This window comes from Klebsiella sp. CSG-1 (genome assembly GCF_056521145.1).
Map to the genome: position 1 here is coordinate 421226 of NZ_JBWNLD010000004.1, position 20072 is coordinate 441297.

The 20072-nt window shown below is 54.3% G+C and carries 22 protein-coding genes; 9 read left to right on the forward strand and 13 right to left on the reverse strand.

Annotated elements, in window-relative coordinates:
- The first annotated feature begins 61 nt into the window (after positions 1–61).
- The gene (locus tag AC007G_RS12895; RefSeq protein ID WP_032688052.1) at positions 62–313 is read left to right on the forward strand and encodes a YdgH/BhsA/McbA family protein; all 252 of its coding nucleotides are present in this window, start codon (positions 62–64) and stop codon (positions 311–313) included.
- Positions 314–369: 56 nt separating this feature from the next.
- Complete coding sequence (locus AC007G_RS12900; RefSeq protein WP_032688054.1) at positions 370–705, forward strand: helix-turn-helix domain-containing protein; 336 nt, start codon at positions 370–372, stop codon at positions 703–705.
- Between the two features lie 342 nt (positions 706–1047).
- On the opposite strand, the gene AC007G_RS12905 is transcribed toward AC007G_RS12900, so the two are convergent.
- On the reverse strand, positions 1048–1956 hold the full coding sequence (locus tag AC007G_RS12905; RefSeq protein ID WP_479466608.1) for a LysR family transcriptional regulator: 909 nt from the start codon (positions 1954–1956) through the stop codon (positions 1048–1050).
- A gap of 94 nt (positions 1957–2050) precedes the next feature.
- Here AC007G_RS12905 and AC007G_RS12910 point away from each other — a divergent pair, with 94 nt between their 5' ends.
- Both AC007G_RS12910 and AC007G_RS12915 read left to right on the forward strand, forming a co-directional pair.
- On the forward strand, positions 2051–3034 hold the full coding sequence (locus tag AC007G_RS12910) for an NAD-dependent epimerase/dehydratase family protein (protein WP_142631134.1): 984 nt from the start codon (positions 2051–2053) through the stop codon (positions 3032–3034).
- Between the two features lie 217 nt (positions 3035–3251).
- Complete coding sequence (locus AC007G_RS12915; protein ID WP_047665530.1) at positions 3252–3563, forward strand: hypothetical protein; 312 nt, start codon at positions 3252–3254, stop codon at positions 3561–3563.
- 112 nt (positions 3564–3675) lie between these two features.
- Here the strand turns inward: AC007G_RS12915 and AC007G_RS12920 are convergent, their stop codons facing one another.
- Together AC007G_RS12920 and AC007G_RS12925 are read right to left on the reverse strand one after the other, a co-directional pair.
- Entirely contained in the window at positions 3676–4941 is a 1266-nt protein-coding gene (locus AC007G_RS12920; protein ID WP_032688059.1) for a Y-family DNA polymerase, read from the reverse strand.
- Positions 4942–4943: 2 nt separating this feature from the next.
- Entirely contained in the window at positions 4944–5363 is a 420-nt protein-coding gene (locus AC007G_RS12925; protein ID WP_032700174.1) for a translesion error-prone DNA polymerase V autoproteolytic subunit, read from the reverse strand.
- Positions 5364–5786: 423 nt separating this feature from the next.
- Here AC007G_RS12925 and AC007G_RS12930 point away from each other — a divergent pair, with 423 nt between their 5' ends.
- The 3 genes from AC007G_RS12930 to AC007G_RS12940 all read left to right on the forward strand — a co-directional run bounded on the left by AC007G_RS12930 (position 5787) and on the right by AC007G_RS12940 (position 8278).
- A complete protein-coding gene (locus AC007G_RS12930) occupies positions 5787–5981 on the forward strand; it encodes a hypothetical protein (RefSeq protein WP_015584548.1) in 195 nt (64 codons plus the stop codon).
- A gap of 522 nt (positions 5982–6503) precedes the next feature.
- On the forward strand, positions 6504–6623 hold the full coding sequence (locus AC007G_RS12935; RefSeq protein ID WP_137056547.1) for a small membrane protein: 120 nt from the start codon (positions 6504–6506) through the stop codon (positions 6621–6623).
- Between the two features lie 1106 nt (positions 6624–7729).
- Complete coding sequence (locus AC007G_RS12940; RefSeq protein WP_185935659.1) at positions 7730–8278, forward strand: helix-turn-helix transcriptional regulator; 549 nt, start codon at positions 7730–7732, stop codon at positions 8276–8278.
- A 317-nt stretch (positions 8279–8595) separates the two neighbouring features.
- Here AC007G_RS12940 and AC007G_RS12945 read toward each other — a convergent pair whose 3' ends face one another.
- Positions 8596–10215, reverse strand: coding sequence for a peptide ABC transporter substrate-binding protein (locus AC007G_RS12945; RefSeq protein ID WP_032695894.1), 1620 nt, complete (start codon positions 10213–10215; stop codon positions 8596–8598).
- A gap of 188 nt (positions 10216–10403) precedes the next feature.
- Between AC007G_RS12945 and mpaA the strand changes: the two genes are divergently transcribed.
- A complete protein-coding gene (gene mpaA, locus AC007G_RS12950) occupies positions 10404–11117 on the forward strand; it encodes a murein tripeptide amidase MpaA (RefSeq protein ID WP_032688064.1) in 714 nt (237 codons plus the stop codon).
- Here mpaA and ycjG read toward each other — a convergent pair.
- Entirely contained in the window at positions 11108–12073 is a 966-nt protein-coding gene (gene ycjG / locus AC007G_RS12955) for an L-Ala-D/L-Glu epimerase (protein ID WP_032688068.1), read from the reverse strand. The two genes, mpaA and ycjG, sit on opposite strands and share 10 nt — an antisense overlap.
- Before the next feature lie 103 nt (positions 12074–12176).
- Between ycjG and tpx the strand changes: the two genes are divergently transcribed.
- Positions 12177–12683 carry a thiol peroxidase gene (gene tpx / locus AC007G_RS12960; protein WP_032688069.1) on the forward strand — a complete coding sequence of 169 codons (507 nt, stop codon included), beginning with the start codon at positions 12177–12179 and terminating at the stop codon, positions 12681–12683.
- 77 nt (positions 12684–12760) lie between these two features.
- Here the strand turns inward: tpx and AC007G_RS12965 are convergent, their stop codons facing one another.
- The 8 genes from AC007G_RS12965 to pspA all read right to left on the reverse strand — a co-directional run bounded on the left by AC007G_RS12965 (position 12761) and on the right by pspA (position 19972).
- On the reverse strand, positions 12761–13816 hold the full coding sequence (locus AC007G_RS12965) for an AbrB family transcriptional regulator (protein ID WP_032688070.1): 1056 nt from the start codon (positions 13814–13816) through the stop codon (positions 12761–12763).
- A 113-nt stretch (positions 13817–13929) separates the two neighbouring features.
- Positions 13930–15471: a transcriptional regulator TyrR gene (gene tyrR / locus AC007G_RS12970; RefSeq protein ID WP_032688071.1), complete on the reverse strand. Its 1542-nt coding sequence runs from the start codon at positions 15469–15471 to the stop codon at positions 13930–13932.
- A gap of 197 nt (positions 15472–15668) precedes the next feature.
- Positions 15669–16730, reverse strand: coding sequence for a TIGR01620 family protein (locus tag AC007G_RS12975; RefSeq protein WP_142631131.1), 1062 nt, complete (start codon positions 16728–16730; stop codon positions 15669–15671).
- A complete protein-coding gene (locus AC007G_RS12980; protein WP_015584552.1) occupies positions 16727–18124 on the reverse strand; it encodes a YcjX family GTP-binding protein in 1398 nt (465 codons plus the stop codon). Before AC007G_RS12980 ends, AC007G_RS12975 begins: the two co-directional genes overlap by 4 nt.
- A 214-nt stretch (positions 18125–18338) precedes the next feature.
- Positions 18339–18557 (reverse strand): phage shock protein PspD, encoded by a 219-nt coding sequence (gene pspD / locus AC007G_RS12985; RefSeq protein ID WP_004861166.1) that lies wholly within the window; start codon positions 18555–18557, stop codon positions 18339–18341.
- Between the two features lie 19 nt (positions 18558–18576).
- Positions 18577–18936, reverse strand: coding sequence for an envelope stress response membrane protein PspC (gene pspC, locus AC007G_RS12990; protein ID WP_004861164.1), 360 nt, complete (start codon positions 18934–18936; stop codon positions 18577–18579).
- Positions 18936–19160, reverse strand: a complete 225-nt coding sequence (gene pspB, locus AC007G_RS12995) for an envelope stress response membrane protein PspB (RefSeq protein WP_004861160.1) — start codon at positions 19158–19160, stop codon at positions 18936–18938. The genes pspC and pspB overlap by 1 nt, the downstream gene beginning before the upstream one ends.
- Positions 19161–19306: 146 nt before the next feature.
- A complete protein-coding gene (gene pspA, locus AC007G_RS13000; protein WP_004861156.1) occupies positions 19307–19972 on the reverse strand; it encodes a phage shock protein PspA in 666 nt (221 codons plus the stop codon).
- Positions 19973–20072: the final 100 nt, after the last annotated feature.

Here is a 20072-nt window from a genome sequence, read left to right on the forward strand (position 1 = left end):
GAGGACGTTCCTTCTGACAGAAGTCCCGTTTTAACCATATCGTTTAAAAGAGGTGTTAAATATGAAAGCACGACTGATTACGACATTGTTCATGGTATTTATTTCAGTGAATGCCGCCTCTGCAGCTCAGGAAATTAGTCATGCAGATGGGAAAGAAAAGATAGGTGTAGTCTCGGCCAGCAATGCTTATACGCTTGATGAGTTATCGAGTGCGCTTTCTCGTAAGGCTGACGAGCAAGGTGCAACATCATTCAAAATCCTGTCCGCGACGGGAAATAACAGGCTACACGGAGTTGCCGAAATCTATAAATGAATCATTAGCATCCTGTAAAGGATGTGTCATAAACCTTTTATTATGAGCATCGATTTATGTTCAGAACAGAAGACATCATCGATGAGATAACCCAATGGATTGATTCAAACTTACACAAACCGCTGAGGATTGAGGATGTTGCTGCCCGGGCAGGATATTCCAAATGGCATCTTCAGCGGATTTTTGTACAGGTAAAAGAAGTGAGTCTGGGGAAATATATCAGAGATAAGAAACTTAGACTGGCGGCAAAAGATCTTATCGAGACTAATGAGCCCGTTATCAGCATCGCCTGTAAATATGGATTTGACTCACAGCAGACCTTTACGCGAATTTTTTCTAAAAATTATAAGCTGCCACCATTAAGGTATCGACACGCCAACAGGACAAAATAATAGCACGACGTGAACCATTCCAATTTTCTTCATATCACGCGAATAGAAATTTATTCCAGCTTCTGCGCCTTCAGTCATTGCACATCAGCAGAAAACAGACCAGAAGCCGATCGCTACCGATCCGCACATAACGCCCCGGGGCTGCCAACGTCGCCAGATAATCCCCCTTTTCAGCAGTCGCCTTCAGGCTGCGGATATTGAAATGCAGAATCTGAGTGGGCTCCCCGGCATGTGAGCCCCCTCCTCCCCGGCCTTGTGCTGCTGATTGCAGAATGCGGTTCTGTCGGTAACTCTGCGAAAATAAAAGAGTGCGCTTCTGTGGCCCGGGAGGTATGGGGGATATCACGCTTTCGCCTTAGCGATATAAGCCCGTAACCCCCCGGCAAGAATATCGAATACCGTTTTACAGGCCTTACTGTGGCGAAGATCCTCATGCATTACCAGCCAGGTATCGAGATGAAAGGCAAAGAAATCAGGCAGCAATCTCTGTAACTGCACAGGAAAATCGGCCAGTTGAACCTGACATATACCGATGCCAGCACCTGCGCGAATCAGGTTCAACTGCGCCACATCGCTGTCAGTGCGCACGGTAAATAGTTCACGATGCAACTGAGGATAGTGTTTCAGGGCCTGTAAAATAAATGGCGTTGTTTTATCAAAACCCACCAGCGTATGCGTGAACAACGCCTCCATACTTTCCGGTGCGGCATGCCGTGCCAGATAGGAAGGTGCGGCATGCAGACCAATTTCGATACTGCCCATCCGCCGTGCAATCAGTTGCTCCTGCACCGGCGTGGTCATGCGTACTGCAATATCCACTTCCCGGTTCAATAAATCCTGAATCCGGTTAGATAAAACCAGTTCAATTGTAACCTGCGGGTAAGCCTCTTTAATTTGCGCAATGAGGGGAGGCAGAACTTCTGTGCCGATAATTTCGCTCGCCGAAACACGCACCACGCCACGCAATCCGGCGGTGCGGGTGCTGAAGCTGGCGGCCGATCGCTCAATCATACTGGCCGTGTTTTCCATTGCTTGCGCATGGCCTTGCAGCGCGACGGCTGCATCCGTGGGCTGCAGGCCCGTCTGAGAGCGTGTAAACAATACCAGACCCAGTGCTGATTCCAGCGCCGCCACGTGGCGTCCCGCGGTGGGCTGGGTAATGGCAAGCATACGGGCGGCCCCCGACAGGGAGCCTTCTTTCATCACCGCCAGGAAGGTTCGATACCATTCCCATGGAATGTTTAGCTTCATACAAAAATGCATACCTGCTCTCTGATGTCATGCAATTACATTTAGCTCGCGCAAGCACTACGCTGTCAAGCAGACATCCGGCAGAGGTAACACGATGAAAAGCAAAAACAAGGTACTCATACTCGGCGCCACAGGCGGGATCGGTGGAGAAATCGCCCGTCAGCTCGTCCGCGATCAATGGGACGTTCATGCATTGCGTCGCCACGCCCCGCAGAATGAAGAGCACGGAAGTATAACGTGGATAAGCGGTGATGCGCTGAATGCAGAGCAGGTCGCGTCTGCCGCGTCAGCGTGTAGTGTGATTGTCCACGCCGTTAATCCGCCGGGTTATCGAAACTGGGAACAACTGGTTTTGCCAATGTTACATAACACTATCCATGCAGCGGAGCGAAACGGTGCATTAATCGTTCTCCCGGGCACCGTTTACAACTACGGTCCGGACGCCTTTCCTCTCTTGCGGGAAGACGCTCCCCAAAATCCCGTCACCCGAAAAGGGGCTATACGGGTGCAAATGGAGAAGGCGCTGTTAGCCTACGCGCAGCGTGGCGGGAGGGTGCTGATTTTGCGGGCAGGTGACTTCTTTGGCCCTGACGCAGGCAATAACTGGTTTTCACAGGGATGGATCAAACCGGGACAACGCCCGCAGATAATTAAAAACCCGGGCAAAGCCGGGACAGGCCATCAGTGGGCCTGGCTGCCGGACGTTGCCAGGACCCTGGCAGCGCTGTTAGCGCGTCGGGATCAACTCGAACCGTTTGCCTGTTTTCATATACGTGGACACTGGGATCCCGATGGCACGGCGATGGCCGCAGCCATACAGCATGTCGCGCAACTTGCCGGGGTTAAAGCGAAGGTAACCTCGTTTCCCTGGTGGCTCATCTTTGCGATGTCCCCTTTCAATACCACGCTGCATGAAATGCTGGAGATGCGATATTTGTGGCAACAGCCAATACGGCTGGACAATACAAAACTGATCGATTTTCTGGGCCACGAACCGCATACCCCTCTTATTGAGGCCGTACACCAGACCTTAATTGGTCTGGGCTGCCTTAATCATGCGCCAGAAACGCCTTCGTGAACGGGTCAGCGCAGTATTTTAAGTTCTCTCCTGGCCCGAGACAGGCAGCGCCAGAGAACATGCCGTTTTCCTGGATCGAGGCGCGGACCGGCAGGAGAGACGCACGGCTTAATCCGGATAAATATTGTGCGGATTGCGCGAACATGCGCCGCAAATTGCCCATCCAGCTCTCTTTAGGTGGTATGGTGATATTCTGTGGTTAAATGAGGGAAAGCTTATGATTGTAAGGACCTGGCACGGTTGTGTTCCGCTTAAACACGCAGAAGGTTTTGCGAATCATCTTCAGAGGACGGGCGTGGAGCACTCAAGGAGTATCGAGGGGAACAGAGGTGCATTTGTGCGCAGGGAAACCCAGGGCGATCGGGAGCACTTCTTTCTGGCAACTTACTGGCAGGATTTACCGTCGGTGAAAGCCTTTGCTGGAGAAAACTATCAAGTCGCGGTTACTTATCCAGATGATGAAGAATTTGAGCTACTTTCCGACCCCTACGTCTTTCAGCATGTTGTAGAAGCCATTTCACCGCTTTAGCTCCATTTCCGGGGCAACCTTATCGGTAACCCGGAATGGTCATCATCTTGCAAAAATTCGACTTCTCAGCGTTCACTTTTGGCACAAGCGACAGGTACTGCCCTGAGGATTATCACTTAACCGTGAGCAGATCGGCATATCGCGTGGTGTATCTCGGCGAAAGCATTTCCCGTTTCATCCGCCACTGCGGCTGAATACCCTGCCCGGCGAAATAAAGCGTTTCGCGCCCCTCTTTCGCATTAAGACGATCCAACACCGCCATCAGCTTCTGGCTGTTGTGTCGCGGCGCATTTTCATCGAACAGGTTAAGCTGCGCCACCCCCTGGCTATAAAAGTCACCCAGCATAACCCCCCCTTTCTGATAGCGCAGGCCATCTTTCCAGATGGCATCCAGACAGCGTATCGCCGCACCGATAATATCCCGGCTGTCCTGGGTCGGCGTCAGCAGTTTAAAGGATGCGCTGTTGCTGTAATACGGCTCGTTGCGCGCAAATGGCGAGGTTTTAACAAACGCGGAGATAAAGCGGCAATATTGATGCTCGCTACGCAGTTTCTCCGCAGCCCGAGCGGCATAGCTGCAAATCGCCTGCCGCATCTCCTCATATTCCATGATGTAGTGGCTGAAGGAACGGGAGCAGATAATCTCCTGTTTGATCGGGGCGAACTCTTCCAGTTCAAGACATGGCTCGCCGCGTAGTTCGCGCACGGTTCTCTCCAGCACAACGTTGAAATGCTTTCTGATAAAGCGAATATCGGTGTCTGCCAGTTGCAGGACGGTCTTGATGCCCAGTCCTTCCAGTTTTTTCGCAATCCGCCGGCCTACGCCCCAGACGTCACCGACACATAATGCCGCCATGAGCCTCCTCTGACGCTCAATATTTGACAGATCGACCACCCCTCCGGTCTGCCGTTGCCATTTTTTTGCCGCATGGTTCGCCAGTTTGGCCAGGGTTTTGGTCTGGGCGATACCCACCCCAACCGTCAGATGCGTGCGTTGCAGAACCGTGGCTCTGATTTCGCGGCCAAACTCTGTCAGATCGCGACAGTGGCGCACGCCGGTAAGGTCACAAAAAATCTCATCAATAGAGTATATTTCGCAGCGGGGAGACATCTCCTCGATCGTGGTCATCACCCGATTGGACATGTCCGCGTAGAGTTCATAGTTGCTACTAAAGCAAACCACCCGGTGACGCCTGAAAAGATCCTTCAGTTTGAAGTACGGTTCGCCGGTTTTCACCAGCGATTGCGCTTCGGCAGAACGCGCAATAACGCATCCGTCGTTATTGGATAACACCACCACGGGCCGCCCCTTCAGGTCCGGGCGAAAAACGGTTTCACAAGAGGCATAAAACGAATTCACATCGCACAGCGCAAACATGATCAGCCCACCGACTTCACGATGTAGGTCACTACCCCGAAAATGTCCAGCCGATCTTCGCGGCCAATCACGATCGGGGAATAGGCGCTGTTTTCAGGCTTAAGCATCGCCACGGGATGCAGCTGCAGGCGCTTAACGGTAAATTCGCCATCGACCGCGGCAATAACGATATGGCCATGCTCAGCCTTACGGGAGCTATCCACCACCAGCAAATCCCCTTCGCCAATTCCGGCGTCGATCATTGAATCGCCGGTGGATTTCACAAAATAGGTCGCGCTAGGGTGCTGAATCATCAGTTCATTCAGGTCAATGCGCCGCTCGACATAATCCTGTGCCGGGCTCGGAAAGCCGCATGGCACAAGATCGCTGAACAAAGGCAACGCCACTATCTGGCGTAGGTCGGCAGGTGTGAAAAACGGCATGATAACCACCATTAAAAATACTGTATACATATACAGTATTATCAATCGATGAGAGAAATCAAGGGCTGCTGGCGTGATAACGGAGTACTGGCCGCGTATCCCTCTGATTTAATAACGACTCTTTCTGCTTAAGGGAAAGCTCTGGTTTACAGGGCAACCGTGAGAAAAACCGGACGATAAAGCAAAGCGACGGTCACCGGCCAGCGCGCGAAGATATATCACTCGTCAGATGGCCTCTGCCTGCCCACCACAAACAAGAGCACCGGCAGACGAAGTGACCAGAAAATTGGCAAAGAGTAAGTCGCATCTCTGGAAATTTCCGCCGATTGGGAGGAGGATAGTCTTTGTGCAACCGACCGTTATGGGCCATCGCTATCCCCATCATACCGGCGATGTACCCGAGATACTGAACTGGAGATTCTTATGTATTACACGTTAGGAGATACCACCCTCCACTTTTATCGCTATCAGTGCCGCTTCTACGTCGCCCATTGGGACGGCGGCAATGTCATGAGCGATAAGTTCAAGCAGTTCATTGAGTTGATTACCGAAAAAACCGGTATTGATTCTAAGCGCGTCGAAGCCGTTGCGCGGGACTACTTCAATAACGTGGATTGACGCCGGTCGGAATCCGCATACGTCATACGTCTTTATTTCTCATTCGGGCACAGCCCCCCGGTGAGCGTTTACCAATCAACAGCCCGCCATTACCCGCTCGCGGAGGGCTGTCGCGCGCGATCCACGCGCGTATTGTGCTAAACAGTCCACTTCAGCAGGTCTCCCACGAGGCCTGCAGCCGCATTTTTGACTAAAGCTTCCGCCACGCCGCACGATTGCCATTTCCAGTGAGTTATTAATCAGATATCACCTGCTAGCGGCCTCTTTTTCTGCTTATCTGCCTCACAGACCAACCACGGTGTATCCGATGTTTTTGAGCGAAAAATCCATTATCAATGACCATATAATGCTACGCCATCGGGGCGTAATTGGCATAAAATCTCGCACCAACAGAGCAAACAGAATTAAAAAAACTTTTTTCACATTCCATTAAAATATTTAGTTAGGATTTTTCTTAATCCTGGAGTAGATTCGCTTTCATAAAAGCAAGAATATCCATGAACTTCTCGGGGACTAAACCACATGGCAAACTTATTCTTTTTAGTATTAGCTATAGTACTGCTTCTGGTTGCTGTTTTTTCTCTCGTTTCCTATATCAAAGACAGAAAAAAGCAGCAGTTTACGTTCAAAAAAAGGCGTTAATAACAAAGCCACAACAGGAGAGGCACGCATCTGTGAACTTTCTAAAGTGAATTTAACTTAATGATCGAGAGTCTGACATGGCTAGTTTAACGCGATATCGCGTCAAAGATTGACGTCGCTTTAAACGCACAGGTCATGAGTTTTAGCAAAATTACGCATAAGCAAATCCAATTAATAATATTGCATTAATAAGATTTTAATTTCTCTTGGGTTAAGCAAGATAGTTATTTAGCGACCTTATCAACACCGACGGTATGATTGGTGCTGACAGGCCGTGCCGCGAAATTAAAATGCTGTTTGTCCTCACGGTGGTCTGCTGCTGGCCACCTGAGTTCACCCGCCGGTGTCATCCCTCCGCCCCCTTCCCGAGACATTAGCAAGACAGAGCCGGCCAAATCCAGTCAGGTCGGTCTGACCTTACCGCAGAGTGGTCAACGCCGTATCGCCGGTCTTATATGATGTCATTAACGTGCCCATTTCTATCTCCTTTCGTCATGAGAAAGAGCATGGTACTCGCGACACCATTCGCGATGTCATAAGAGAATCCCGGTGTATTCCAGGCACAGGCGCAATCAATTCTCCCCTGTCGCATCGACCAGAGTGAGTTCAGGCATATTTATCACCCATGCTATTTCACACTCCGACACAATTGTTACCCACAGCAATGCCCTTGCACATTATCTTTACCGGTATTGACTAAGCCTGACCGTCGATTCATAAAACAAATCATAAAATCAAGATAACGCTCACCCCCCATTTTTTTATCAACCCCAGAAATATTGTTTTCCTCAACACTGCTCTCTGACTAGCGGCAGACATTTTGTTTAAAATAAACCAAAACAAACTATTACAACGTATTAATTCATTGTTTAATAGGATTTTTCTTATCAAAGCAAGCCTGTATCTCATTTTTGCCACACCTCTTGCAAAGATAATCTTAGTGAAATATCTTAGCTGCAATGCATTAACAAAAGAAAAGTTATAAAAAACACAACATTATCATATCCTGCCCTGACTATTGACTGTGAATACTAATGACTAAAATTTTACTTAATATAAAAAACATTTATTTCAGACTTGCTATGATAAAATTAATTGAAGACATCATGGCCGAGAATGAAAACATCACTTATGATTTCACCTACAATATAAAAAATATCAGCGCCGCCGATATCATCATTACAGAAATGGTCGCGGGCGAGTTTTCCTTATGTCATGACACGCTAAATAACAGAGGCGATGCCGCGAGAATTTTCATCATTCATCCACAAAAGGGACCCATTATAAAAAATCCGCTCCCCAACTGTATTAAAGGTTCTGTTTTTATTTACGAAAAAGATTTGCTTATCAATATCAAAAAGATCATTGCAAAAGCACTGGATGTTAACAGCATAAAAACCACAGATGAATCAGCATCATGTAGCCTCAGGAGGTGTCTTGACTGCCAGTGTAAATCGGTCACCGCGATACAACTAAAAATTCTCTTTGCCACCAGTATCGGATTAAATACTTCCGATATTGCCAAAAAATTAAGCATGAACTATAAAACAGTATTTTCACACAAAAGAAATGTAATGAATAAATTTAACCTCGCCAACAAGCAGGAACTGCAAAAATTTGCTAATCTGTTTGCCAGAAAAAGAAGTGAGTCATAATATGGCCTGCGTCCGTGCTAATAAACGATGAATCAGAGACGCACCTGGCTTTTACATCATATTAATAAATATATCGGTTACACTCTAAAAAAGTCATAGTCTTCCGCTCCTGTCCCCTGCGCGACGCTAACATAGCGGTAATGAGCCCCCTATACGTTGATATTTATACTGTTGCTGCGACAAGATCAGCATGGGCCTGCGCAAAAGGGAGATGTCTCCCCCCTCTGACACAACGTCAGCACGTGCCGTCAGTCCATCAATATTGCCAAAACAGGGCGCGGATAACCGCGCCCTGTTAAACGGTGCTGAGGTAACAATTACGGGTGCTTTTCGATATACATCGTACGGCTATAGGCAACATCTTCCGGGTTATTAATCGGATACCCTTTCAGCCACGGCTTAATCAACCGCCCGTTGGTATACTGGTAAATCGGGGCGATAGGCGCTTTACTCATGATGATTTTTTCCGCCGCATTGTAATCATCATTGCGCGCTTTCTCCGAGGTTTCCAGCGCCGCCTGGCTCAGAATCTTGTCATAAGCCGGGTCGTTAAAACGGGAGATATTCCCGCTGTGGGTCGAGGTCAGCAGCGACAGGAAAGTGGAAGGCTCATTATAATCCCCTACCCATGAAGCGCGAATCACATCAAAATTGCCGGTATTGCGGCTATCGATATAAGTTTTCCACTCTTGATTCTGCAGCTTCACATCCACGCCGAGATTCTTCTTCCACATCGAAGCAACCGCAATCGCGATTTTCTGGTGGTTTTCCGAAGTGTTATACAGCAGCGTCAGCTGCAGCGGACGACCGGGACCGTAGCCTGCCGCCTGCAATAACGCTTTGGCCTGAGCATTCAGCTCGGCCTGGCTCATGCTTTCCATCTGCGACGGCTGCGGTGTAAACCCGGCGGTCACGTCCGGCGTAAAGTGCCAGGCCGGTTTTTCGCCGGTTCCCAGTACCTTCTCCGCCATCAGACGACGGTCGATAGTCATGCTCAGCGCCAGACGCACGCGCTCATCGGCGGTAGGACCTTTCTGGGTATTAAAGGCGTAGTAATAGGTTCCCAGCTGCGGCGGCGTATACACCTGACCCGGAATATCCTTCAGCAATTTCTGATACAGATTCTTCGGGAAAGACTCGGTGATATCAATATCGCCGGCCAGATAGCGTTTCGTTGCCGAGGATTCCTGATTGATCGGGACAAACGTCACCTGCTGAATGACCGTTTTCGCATTATCCCAATAGTGACTGTTTGGGACGACCACCAGTTTTTCGTTAACCACGCGATCTTTTAAAACGTAAGCACCGTTGCCGATAAGATTGCCCGGACGCGTCCAGTTGGCACCGCTCTCCACGTTGGCTTTCTGTACCGGATAAAACGCGAAGCTGGCCGTCAGGTTACTGAACCACGGCAGCGGTTTATCCAGCTGCACGCGCAGGGTACGCGCATCAACGGCGGTGACGCCCAGCGTCTGCGGCGCAGCTTTACCGTCGATAATATTTTGCGCGTTGCTGATCCCCGCCAGCGCGGCGAACCAGGCGAAAGGCGAGGTGGTTTTCGGGTCGACCAGACGCTGCCAGCTATAAACAAAATCCTCTGCCGTCACCGGTGAGCCATCGGACCAGCGCGCGTTATCGCGCAGCGTAAACGTCCAGACGCGGTTATCATTACTCTGCCAGCGGGTCGCCACGCCTGGGATAATATTGCCTTTCGCATCCTGGTTGACTAAACCTTCAAAAAGATCGCGAATCACCTGAATTTCCGGCAGACCAACGGCTTTGGCGGGATCTAAGGATGCGGGTTCATCTTTAATATGCCGTACCAGCATCTGCTTTTCGGCTAATACGGTTCCCTGGGGGACATCCGCCGCCCAGGCAAGAGAAGAAACGCTGGCTAACCACAGCGCGCCGCATGTCAATGTGACAGGATACTTCATGAGATCCCCTTTAAAATAAAAGAACCAGAGCTGGCAGAGCGATAATTATTTGTTTCATCACCTGAAATTGCAAACGGCTTGTGATAGAAAATTGACCTGTCTACTGATTTAGCCGCCTCAGGAAACTATTTGATTCCGGGAGGCTTTTACACAACACTGCAGAAAATAACCTGCTAACAGGATGCCCTATGCCCGTTTCCCGTCCTCGCCCCCTACGCGGCGCCTTTCCGCCCGGTACGCAGCGCTATGGTCAGTCACATCTTGGCGCGCCGCTGCTCTGGTTCCCCGCCCCGCTGGCGGACAGCCGCAGCGGCCTGATTCTTGCCGGTACCCACGGCGATGAAAACTCATCGATCGTGACGCTCTCCTGCGCGCTGCGTACCCTGAAGCCGGAATTACGCCGCCATCACGTCGTGCTGGCGGTGAATCCCGATGGCTGTCAACTGGGGCTACGGGCCAACGCCCGCGGCGTCGATCTGAACCGCAACTTCCCCGCAGCAAACTGGAAAGAAGGGGAAACGGTGTATCGCTGGAATAGCGCGGCAGAACAGCGCGACGTGGTACTGCTGACCGGCGAAAAGCCCGGTTCAGAACCGGAAACGCAGGCACTGTGCCAGCTGATCCATCAGATCCACCCGGCGTGGGTTGTCTCCTTCCACGATCCGCTGGCCTGCATTGAAGATCCCGGCCACAGCGAGCTGGGACAGTGGCTGGCCGAGGCTTTTGCCCTGCCGCTGGTCGGCAGCGTCGGTTACGAAACCCCCGGCTCTTTTGGCAGCTGGTGCGCCGATATCGGCCTGCCCTGCATCACCGCCGAGTTTCCGCCCGTCTCGGCCGACGAAGCGACGGAAAAGCATCTGTCGGCGATGATGGATCTGCTGCGCTGGCACGCTCAGAGATGAAGCACTCCGGTGCTGAAATGCAGCGCCGGCTCAACATCCACCGCCAGCCAGGTCGGGCCATCCAGATCGGCGAAACGCGCCAGCGGCGCCAGCGGGAGCGCCGCGGAAATGGCCCGCGACGTGCAAAGCATGCAGCCCAGCATACGTTCAAACCCCAGCTCCCCGGCCTCCTGCGCCAGAAACAGCGCTTCGGTCAAGCCGCCGGTTTTATCCAGCTTAATATTCACCATCTCATAGCGCCCGCGCAGCTGCGGCAGGCTATCACGGGTGTGGCAGCTCTCGTCGGCACAGACAGGCAGCGGGTGAATAAAGTTTTCCAGCGCGTCATCGGCGTCCGCCGGAAGCGGCTGTTCGAGCATGGCCACGCCGATATCCGCCAGCAGCTGACAGCGCGCCGCCAGGCCATCGCCGGACCAGGATTCATTGGCATCCACTATCAGCGTCGCCTCTGGTACCACGTTGCGAATGGCAATCAGCCGTTCGCTGATCAGATGATTATCCAGTTTCACCTTCAGTAGCCTGGCCCCCTTCTCCCACAGCGCGGCGGCGCTGGCCGCCATCTGTTCAGGGGTACCGATCACCACCGTCTGCGCCGTCACCACCCGATTGGGGAGCCCGATCCCCAGCAGTTGCGGAATCGTCTTCCCGACGCGACGGGCCTGCAGATCCCACAGTGCGCAATCTACGGCGTTGCGCGCTGCCCCTGCCGGCAGCAGATGCTGGAGCTGTTCGCGGGTTATGCCGCTTTCCAGCTGCTCGCCAATGGTGAGGATCTGCGCCATGACTGACGCAATGCTCTCCCCATAGCGCGGGTACGGCGTGCACTCTCCAACGCCTTTTACGCCGTCCTCTTCAATTTCCACCACCACCACCTTCGCCTCGCTGCGACTGCCGCGGGCAATCACAAAAGGCGTATGTAACGGCCAGGCTTCTTCGTACACTCGCAGGTTTCGCATTCCCAGGTTCCTCCAGGGGAAACATTAAATAGGATTTGCCGTGCCGATAACGGATGTCATACACTATCCGTGACGTTAACTATATGTAAACAGGAAGATAAACATGTCACAAACCGTGCATTTCCAGGGCAACCCCGTTTCTGTTCAGGGCACCATTCCGCAGGCTGGCGCTACCGCGCAGCCGTTTACGCTGGTCGCCAAAGATCTCTCTGACGTCGCGCTGAGCCAGTTCGCCGGCAAACGTAAAGTACTGAATATTTTCCCGAGCATCGATACCGGCGTTTGCGCGGCATCGGTTCGTAAATTTAACCAACTGGCCTCCGAGCTGGATAACACCGTTGTACTGTGCATCTCTGCCGACCTGCCGTTCGCTCAGTCTCGCTTCTGCGGCGCGGAAGGCCTGAACAATGTCGTCACGCTGTCCACGCTGCGCGCACCGCAGTTCCTGGCCGATTACGGTGTCGCCATTGCAGCCGGCCCGCTGGCCGGTCTGGCCGCGCGTGCGGTGGTCGTTGTTGATGAAAATGACCAGGTTGTTTACAGCCAGTTGGTGAACGAAATCACCGAAGAGCCGGACTACGATGCGGCCCTGGCTTCGCTGAAAGGCTAAGACCATAAGCTATCCCGGAAAATGGCGTCACCGCCAGCCTTCCGGCTACGTTAAGCCTCCGCTATGCGGAGGCTTATTTATTTCTGCGGCGCATAACGTGAAATAAAACGCGCCATCATCGGGCCGGTCAGCAAAATGGTAAACAGACGCAGCGTCTGCATCGCCATGATAAACGACATATCCGCCCGCGTACCTGCGGCAATGATCGCCACCGTATCCAGCCCGCCGGGGCTTGTCGCCAGATAAGCGGTCATAAAATCGAGCGGCAGCACCTGGGTCACGCCCAGCGCCAACAGCGCACAAACCACAATCAGGCCGATAATGGAGGCGATAATCTGCGGCAGCGTCTTCAGGGCCAGCAGGAAGATCTCTTTATTAAACTTTAGCCCAACGCTCCAGCCAATGGCAGCATACGCCAGCGCCAGCAGCCATTCAGGCAGTTCCAGCATCCACCAGCCCTCCCCCTGCACCACCGCGCCCGCCAGCATCGGGAATAACATCGCGCCGGACGGGAAACGCATCCTCAGCCCCAGCCATCCCGCAACCATCGTCAGCAGCAGCGTCCACGGCAGCTGCCACGTCAATGGCGGAAACCAGACGATCTGCTGGGTCAGCGCCTGCGCATCGCCGCCCAGGGCAAAACGTACCACCAGCGCCGCCGCACCCGCGACAAACAGTACCCGCAGATACTGCATCAGAGCCACCAGCCGCACGTCGGCGCCGTACTCCTGCGCCATCACCACCATGGCCGACGCTCCGCCAGGCGAACTGCCCCACGCGCCGGTCGCGCCCGGTAGCGCGCTATAGCGCACCAGCAGCCATCCCGTCAGCGCGCTGACGGCAAGCGTGGAGAAGAGGATAAGCAGCACCAGCGGCCAGTGCCCGATCAGGACACTAAAAATAGAGGGGGTCAGCGTGCGGGCGATCATGCAGCCGATAATGGCCTGAGCGGCAATAAAAAACGGGCGCGGAACGCGAATGTTCGCCCCGCGCAGACTCAACGTTATCCCGGCGATCATCGGCCCCAGCAGCAATGCCGCAGGCAGGTGCAGACCAAACAGGACCCCAGAGAGTCCGGCAGAGAGTCCCAGCAGTTTCATCCACTGAAGCAGATGACCCGGTGAAGTTGACATCCGTATTCCTGGAAAAAGATGAAGAAAACTGAGTATATACAGAAGCCGGCGACAGGCAGAAGCCTCTATGGCATCCGGTTGTCACCGGCCGCCTGAGCCGCCGGTGATTGCGCCTACTCTTCGCCTTTCTTCTGGCTCAGACCGTATTCACGCAGCTTGTTGGCGATCGCGGTATGCGATACGCCGAGGCGCTTCGCCAGCTTACGCGTGCTCGGGAAGCTGCGATAAAGCTGGGTAAGTACCGAGCGTTCAAAGCGACGCGTTATATCATCCAGCGACCCTTCCATCGCCTCTTCGCCAACCGGTAGTGAAGCCACATCGTGATCCGGCAACAAAATATCCTGCGGGCGCATCTCATAGCCTTCGAGCTGGGTCAGCGCGCGGTAAACCGCATTCTTCAGCTGGCGAACGTTGCCGGGCCAGCTATAGCGGGTCAACACCGTGCTGAGGTCGGCGGAAAGCTTCGGTCGCGGGATCCCCTGCTCGTCGGCAAACCGTGAAACAAACAGCTCCGTCAGCGGAATGATATCCTGCGGACAGTCGCGCAGCGGCGGCAGGTAGAGGGTGAGCACGTTGAGGCGGTAGTAGAGATCCTCGCGGAATAATCCCTTCTGCACCAGCTCCAGCAGATTTTTCTGCGTCGCACAGATGACCCGCACGTCGACGTGAACTTCATGATCCTCCCCGACGCGCCGGAAGGTGCCGTCATTGAGAAAACGCAGTAGCTTGGTCTGCATCCGCGGCGACATTTCGCCGATTTCATCCAGCAGGACCGAACCGCCGTTCGCCTGCTCAAAGAAGCCTTTTTTACCCTGAATGGCATCGCCAAACAGCTCGCTTTCCACCGCATCTTCCGGGATGGAGCCACAGTTCAGCGCCAGATAGGGTTTGTTCGCCCGCGGACTGGCCAGATGGCAGGCGTGGGCGAATAAATCTTTGCCGGTTCCGGTATCGCCGACGATCAGCAGCGGCGCGCTGAGCATCGCCAGCTTACGGGCCTGCTCGACGACATGGCGCATTTTCGGGCCGACGGCGAGGATTTGACTGAAGGCACTGGTGTCCTGCGTCGTCATGGTTTGCAGCTGACGCCCCATACGGACGGTGGAACGCAGCATCGCCACCGCGCCGGTCAGGACCCGTTCGCCGTGTTCGCCTTCAAGGTAGACCGGGGTGATTTCCAGCACGAAATTCTGACCGTTAACCACCACATGCTCGCTATGCGACTCCTGCGGGCTGCTCTCCAGCCAGCGCTGGACGTTAAAATCGGTAATTAACTGAGCGACCGGATGATTGCGCAGCCGCTCCTGGCTCTGCGCAAACAGCTGGCAGCTGGCGGGGTTCGCCAGTTCAACCTTACCTTTGGTGTCCAGCGACAGCACCGGTTCCGGCATCGCCACCAGCAGCGCGCTAAGCGCCAGGTGTTCACGTTCCGACGGCATCCACGGCACGGTACGCACGTCGGTCACGCCGGCGATCCGACGGATTTCCGCCATCAGGCTGCTGAAGCTGGCGAACTCCAGCTCGGCAAAATTAAGATAAATTCGGCCAATGGGATCAATGTCGATGCCGCGCAGATCGATACCGCGGAGCACCAGCAAATCAAGCAATTCACGAGTCAGACCAAGACGGTCTTCACAAAAGACTTCAAGACGCATGGGAGTATTCACCCTAAAAAGGCCAATGACGGATGAATAATAGGACAGTTATTTGCTGGCGTGAAGATAGCTGTCAACAATTATTGACAGCATGGCGGAAAAACGGCCGTTATGGCGTAAAGATATCCGTTCAAAGCCCCGGCAGTCGGGGGAGCGACGTTAAAACCGCCGGTCGCCCGGCGGTTATCAGAAGGCGATCAGGGCTGCGGACCGCTTTTACTTTTTTGCAGCGTCTCTTTCAGCTGACCAATCAGTTCACGACGGAAATCGCCCAGCCGCGGTTTGTCGTCAGCGATCCACGGTAGTGGGCGGCACAGCTCCATTGCCTTAATCCCCAGACGCGCCGTGAGCAGTCCGGCGCCAATCCCCTGCGCCGCACGTGCCGAAAGTCTGGCCGCCAGGTCCTGCGACATCCAGTCCATGCCCACTTCCCGCACCAGTTCGCTGGCGCCGGCAAAGGCAATATTCAGCAGCACCAGGCGGAACAGACGCAGGCGGCTGTAATAACCCAGCTCAATGCCATACAGCGTGGCGATGCGGTTGATCAGGCGTAAATTACGCCAGGCGATAAAGGCCATATCCACCAGCGCCAGCGGGCTGACGGCAATCATCAGCGTGGACTCCGCCGCCGAACGGCTGATTTCCCGCCGCGCCTGGGCATCCAGCACCGGCTGCACCAGCTGCGCATACAGGCTGACCACTTCCCGGTCGTTTTGCGTTTCATGAATCGCCGCATACCAGCGCTGCAGCGCGGGATGCGCCTGATCCAGCCCGGCCTGCTGCGCCAGTTTCTCGCAAAACGCGCGCCCTTTTCCGACCGCGTGACTGTGCATCAAATCCCGCGCCTCATCGCGCTCGTGGGCCCGCTGGCGCAGACGCCACAGCCGCCGCCATTCGGTGGCGACCGACCCGACACCGGCGCCGGCAATCAGCGCTCCCGCCGCACAGCCGCCCAGCGCAATCCAGTCCTGGGTTTGCCAGGCGGTCATTGTCCACTGTACGCCCTGCGCCACGACGCTGACGCCAAAAATAGCCAGACCGGCGCTGACCATGCGTCGCCATAAACTCCGTTTCGGCCGCAGAACCGATTCGACTACCGCTTCTGCCGCCCCCTCGTCTTCCTCCAGCGCGTCGACTCGCGCCGGGGCAAATTTCGCCGCCTCTGCGCCGTCAAAGGCGCGGGCCGATTTCAGCGCTTCCATTTTCTCCGCTTCCAGCGGACCGTCGAAATCGATACGCGGTTTTAAGGGTTCGCTCATCGCAATTTATCTCCGATCAAAAATTCAAGCGCGGCATCCAGGCGAATATGCGGCAGCGGCTTATCGACGTCCATCACCTGCGGACGGAAATTCTCAAACTGAAACCCCTGCTGTTGCCAGAACGCCTGACCCGGCAGCCGCGCCGGAACCTCTCCGGGGTAGACGGTCAGCGGCTGACCGTCGCTCAGGCGATTTCCGCGCAGCGCGGGAATCTTCTCGCCGTTAACCTCAATCAACCCGCTCTGCGTCGCCTGGATCGATGCCAGCCCCAGACAATCCATACTGATGCCTTCGAACGCGGCGTTCTGCCAGGCGTCCTGAATCAGCTGCTGCAGCAGAGAAACCATATTGCCGTGCTGATCGACGGTGACGTGATCGGCTTTGGTGGCGGCAAACAGCAGCTTATCGATCACCGGGGAAAACAGACGGCGGAACAGGGTTCGCTGGCCGTAATGGAAGCTCTGCATCAGCTGAGTCAGCGCCAGGCGCATATCGTTGAAAGCCTGCGGGCCGCTGTTCAGCGGCTGCAGGCAGTCCACCAGCACGATCTGGCGGTCAAAGCGCAGGAAGTGGTCTTTGTAAAAGCCCTTCACCACTTTTTCGCAGTAATATTTAAAGCGTTCGCGCAGCATTCCGGCGTTGCTGTGTTTATCCGCCTGGGCCAGCTTCGCTTCGCCAATGGCGTCGACATCCGGCCAGGGGAAAAACTGCAGGGCCGGCGCCCCGGCCATATCTCCCGGCAGCACAAAGCGCCCCGGCTGAATAAAGTGCAGCCCTTCTCGTTTGCAGGCATGCAGATACTCCGTCCACGCGGCGGCAATCTCCGCCAGACGGTTTTCATCCGCCGGCGCCAGCGGATCCAGCCCGTCGCAGAGCTGACGCCAGCGAGCGGACCACGCCTCACGCTGCCCTTGCAGCAGGCCGGTCATCTGCCGCGACCAGCTGAGGTAATCCTGCGCCAGCATCGGTAAATCAAGCAGCCACTCGCCCGGATAATCGACGATCTCCAGGTACAGCGTGGAGGTCTCTTTAAAATGGCGGAGCAGCGATTCGCTGGAGCGGTAGCGCAGCGCCAGGCGAATTTCGCTTACCCCGCGGGTCGGCGTCGGCCAGACCGGCGGCGAACCGTACAGCTGCGCCAGCCCTTCGTCATAGGTAAAACGCGGAATGCCGAAATCACGCTGCGGAACCCGTTTGACGCCAAGCAGGCGCTCTTCTCTCACCGCGCTAAGCAACGGCAGGCGTGCCCCGGAGTGAATATTCAGCAGTTGATTGACCAGCGCGGTGATAAAGGCGGTTTTACCGCTGCGGCTCAGGCCGGTGACCGCCAGACGCAAATGACGGTCAACGCCACGGTTCACCAGTGCATTGAATTCAGTTTTGAATCGCTTCATTGCCATCCTGTTATGCTCTGAAGGAAAGTGCTTTGATTATAAGCTATTAGGTGAGGATAAGTAGAAAGATTCCCGCCAGCGCTGCGGAAGATTGACGGCTGATGGCATTCACCTCAGTCGCTGCGCGCCAGGCGCGCGCAGGAGTGCCTGCGCGACCTCACCCGTCCACCCCGTGGACGTCGCAACGATACGCCTGGCGCATCGCCTCGATAAATCATTTCATCCCGCGGGCAAAACGGTTGGCCAGACGGCTGAGCAACGGCTCCAGCGCCACCGCCAGCAACATTTTTAACGGCCGACGCGCCACCGATTTCACCGCCCAGCCGGCAACGCCCGCCGGGCCATAACGTAACGCGGTCAGCAGAACCAGCTTACCCGCGATTTTCAGGCCGGGTTTCACTTTTTGCCCTGCCTGCTGCCATTTTATGTTCATGCGTGACCTCAGATTTCAGTTAGAGCTGGCGAAAACGGCTGCGTAACGTAAAGGTATCCGACGTGACATAGCGTTCCATTTCGCGCAGGCGGCGTTCGCTGGCCGCCAGTTCTTGATCCGCCGCGGCCAGCAGCTCACCGCTGGTCGGCATTTTCTCGCCGTACAATTCACTTTCCGGCATCGGGTCAAGAGCGAACGTCAGGATGATGTACGCCACCACCACAAAGAAAAACAGGCCAAAGATCATCGCCAGTACGGTAATCAGTCGTACCAGCTTGACCGGCACATCCAGATACTGCGCGATACCGGCGCAGACGCCTTTTACCATGCCGTGCTGCGGCACGCGCCACAGTTTTTTATTCAGATCCAGTCCGCCCATTATTTGTCTCTCCAGTTCGGATGTTCGGCATCAAGAATGTCTTCCAGCGTCTGAATACGTTCGCGCATGCGCTTTGCATCGTCGGTCAGCTGCAGCAAACGCTGCTGTTCATTCTGCGATAAGCTGCCGCTCGCGGTGCGGTTGTTGTAGTGCAGCCAAAGCCAGACCGGTAAAACGAACAGCACAAACAGCGTCAGAGGTATGGCAATAAAAAGCGTACTCATGTGTACTCCTTACGGTGAGTGAACGGCGGCGCATAGCAGCGCCGCAACGCATTATCCTTCAGAACGTCGGGGCATCGGCTCACGACCGGCTTTAGCTGCGCCCGCCCTATCCGGCCCGCCAGTTCTGAAGGCGCTGGCCTCTGCCATTAGTTGTTTTGGTTCATTTTGCTTTTCAACGCCGCCAGCTGGGCGCTGATTTCATCATCCGCTTTCAGGTCGGCAAACTGCTGATCCAGCGTTTTCTGTTTACCAAAACCATGGCTTTCCGCTTCGGCTTCCATATGATCGATGCGGCGTTCAAAGGATTCAAAACGCGCCATCGCTTCATCAATTTTACCGCTATCCAGCTGACGACGTACATCGCGGGAAGAGCTGGCCGCCTGATGACGCAGTGTCAGCGCCTGCTGGCGAGCGCGGGTTTCGCTCAGTTTATTCTCCAGCTCGCCAATCTCTTTTTTCATCCGCGTCAGCGTTTCGTCAACCATCTGCGCTTCATTTTCCAGACTGCCGATAAGGTCGGTCAGCTTTTGTTTTTCGATAAGCGCGGCACGCGCCAGATCTTCTTTATCTTTACGCAGCGCCAGTTCAGCTTTTTCCTGCCACTCGGCCTGCTGGGCAAGCGCTTGTTCAATTCGACGGCTCAGCTGTTTCTTTTCCGCCAGCGCACGCGCCGAAGTTGAACGGACTTCGACCAGCGTATCCTCCATCTCCTGGATCATCAGACGCACCAGCTTCTGCGGATCTTCCGCTTTCTCCAGCAGGGAGTTGATGTTGGCGTTCACGATGTCGGCAAAACGAGAAAAAATACCCATAACGTTGATCCTCATAGTTCTGATTTCAGGCCGTGGCCTGCGATGATACTTACGCTGATTAATACAAATCCTGTGCCAACTTTTTATCTTATTGATTTTA

Excerpts from the sequence above, each read along its gene's own strand:
- AC007G_RS12945 (WP_032695894.1), bottom strand. The coding sequence starts at position 10,215 with ATGAAGTATCCTGTCACATTGACATGCGGCGCGCTGTGGTTAGCCAGC.
- AC007G_RS12980 (WP_015584552.1), bottom strand. The coding sequence starts at position 18,124 with ATGAAGCGATTCAAAACTGAATTCAATGCACTGGTGAACCGTGGCGTT.
- AC007G_RS12935 (WP_137056547.1), top strand. The coding sequence starts at position 6,504 with ATGGCAAACTTATTCTTTTTAGTATTAGCTATAGTACTGCTTCTGGTT.
- AC007G_RS12920 (WP_032688059.1), bottom strand. The coding sequence starts at position 4,941 with ATGTTTGCGCTGTGCGATGTGAATTCGTTTTATGCCTCTTGTGAAACC.
- AC007G_RS12965 (WP_032688070.1), bottom strand. The coding sequence starts at position 13,816 with ATGTCAACTTCACCGGGTCATCTGCTTCAGTGGATGAAACTGCTGGGA.
- AC007G_RS12930 (WP_015584548.1), top strand. The coding sequence starts at position 5,787 with ATGTATTACACGTTAGGAGATACCACCCTCCACTTTTATCGCTATCAG.
- AC007G_RS12940 (WP_185935659.1), top strand. The coding sequence starts at position 7,730 with ATGGCCGAGAATGAAAACATCACTTATGATTTCACCTACAATATAAAA.
- AC007G_RS12910 (WP_142631134.1), top strand. The coding sequence starts at position 2,051 with ATGAAAAGCAAAAACAAGGTACTCATACTCGGCGCCACAGGCGGGATC.
- pspA (WP_004861156.1), bottom strand. The coding sequence starts at position 19,972 with ATGGGTATTTTTTCTCGTTTTGCCGACATCGTGAACGCCAACATCAAC.
- tpx (WP_032688069.1), top strand. The coding sequence starts at position 12,177 with ATGTCACAAACCGTGCATTTCCAGGGCAACCCCGTTTCTGTTCAGGGC.
- AC007G_RS12915 (WP_047665530.1), top strand. The coding sequence starts at position 3,252 with ATGATTGTAAGGACCTGGCACGGTTGTGTTCCGCTTAAACACGCAGAA.
- tyrR (WP_032688071.1), bottom strand. The coding sequence starts at position 15,471 with ATGCGTCTTGAAGTCTTTTGTGAAGACCGTCTTGGTCTGACTCGTGAA.
- pspC (WP_004861164.1), bottom strand. The coding sequence starts at position 18,936 with ATGGGCGGACTGGATCTGAATAAAAAACTGTGGCGCGTGCCGCAGCAC.
- AC007G_RS12975 (WP_142631131.1), bottom strand. The coding sequence starts at position 16,730 with ATGAGCGAACCCTTAAAACCGCGTATCGATTTCGACGGTCCGCTGGAA.
- ycjG (WP_032688068.1), bottom strand. The coding sequence starts at position 12,073 with ATGCGAAACCTGCGAGTGTACGAAGAAGCCTGGCCGTTACATACGCCT.
- mpaA (WP_032688064.1), top strand. The coding sequence starts at position 10,404 with ATGCCCGTTTCCCGTCCTCGCCCCCTACGCGGCGCCTTTCCGCCCGGT.
- pspD (WP_004861166.1), bottom strand. The coding sequence starts at position 18,557 with ATGAACATAAAATGGCAGCAGGCAGGGCAAAAAGTGAAACCCGGCCTG.
- AC007G_RS12900 (WP_032688054.1), top strand. The coding sequence starts at position 370 with ATGTTCAGAACAGAAGACATCATCGATGAGATAACCCAATGGATTGAT.
- AC007G_RS12905 (WP_479466608.1), bottom strand. The coding sequence starts at position 1,956 with ATGAAGCTAAACATTCCATGGGAATGGTATCGAACCTTCCTGGCGGTG.
- pspB (WP_004861160.1), bottom strand. The coding sequence starts at position 19,160 with ATGAGTACGCTTTTTATTGCCATACCTCTGACGCTGTTTGTGCTGTTC.
- AC007G_RS12925 (WP_032700174.1), bottom strand. The coding sequence starts at position 5,363 with ATGCCGTTTTTCACACCTGCCGACCTACGCCAGATAGTGGCGTTGCCT.
- AC007G_RS12895 (WP_032688052.1), top strand. The coding sequence starts at position 62 with ATGAAAGCACGACTGATTACGACATTGTTCATGGTATTTATTTCAGTG.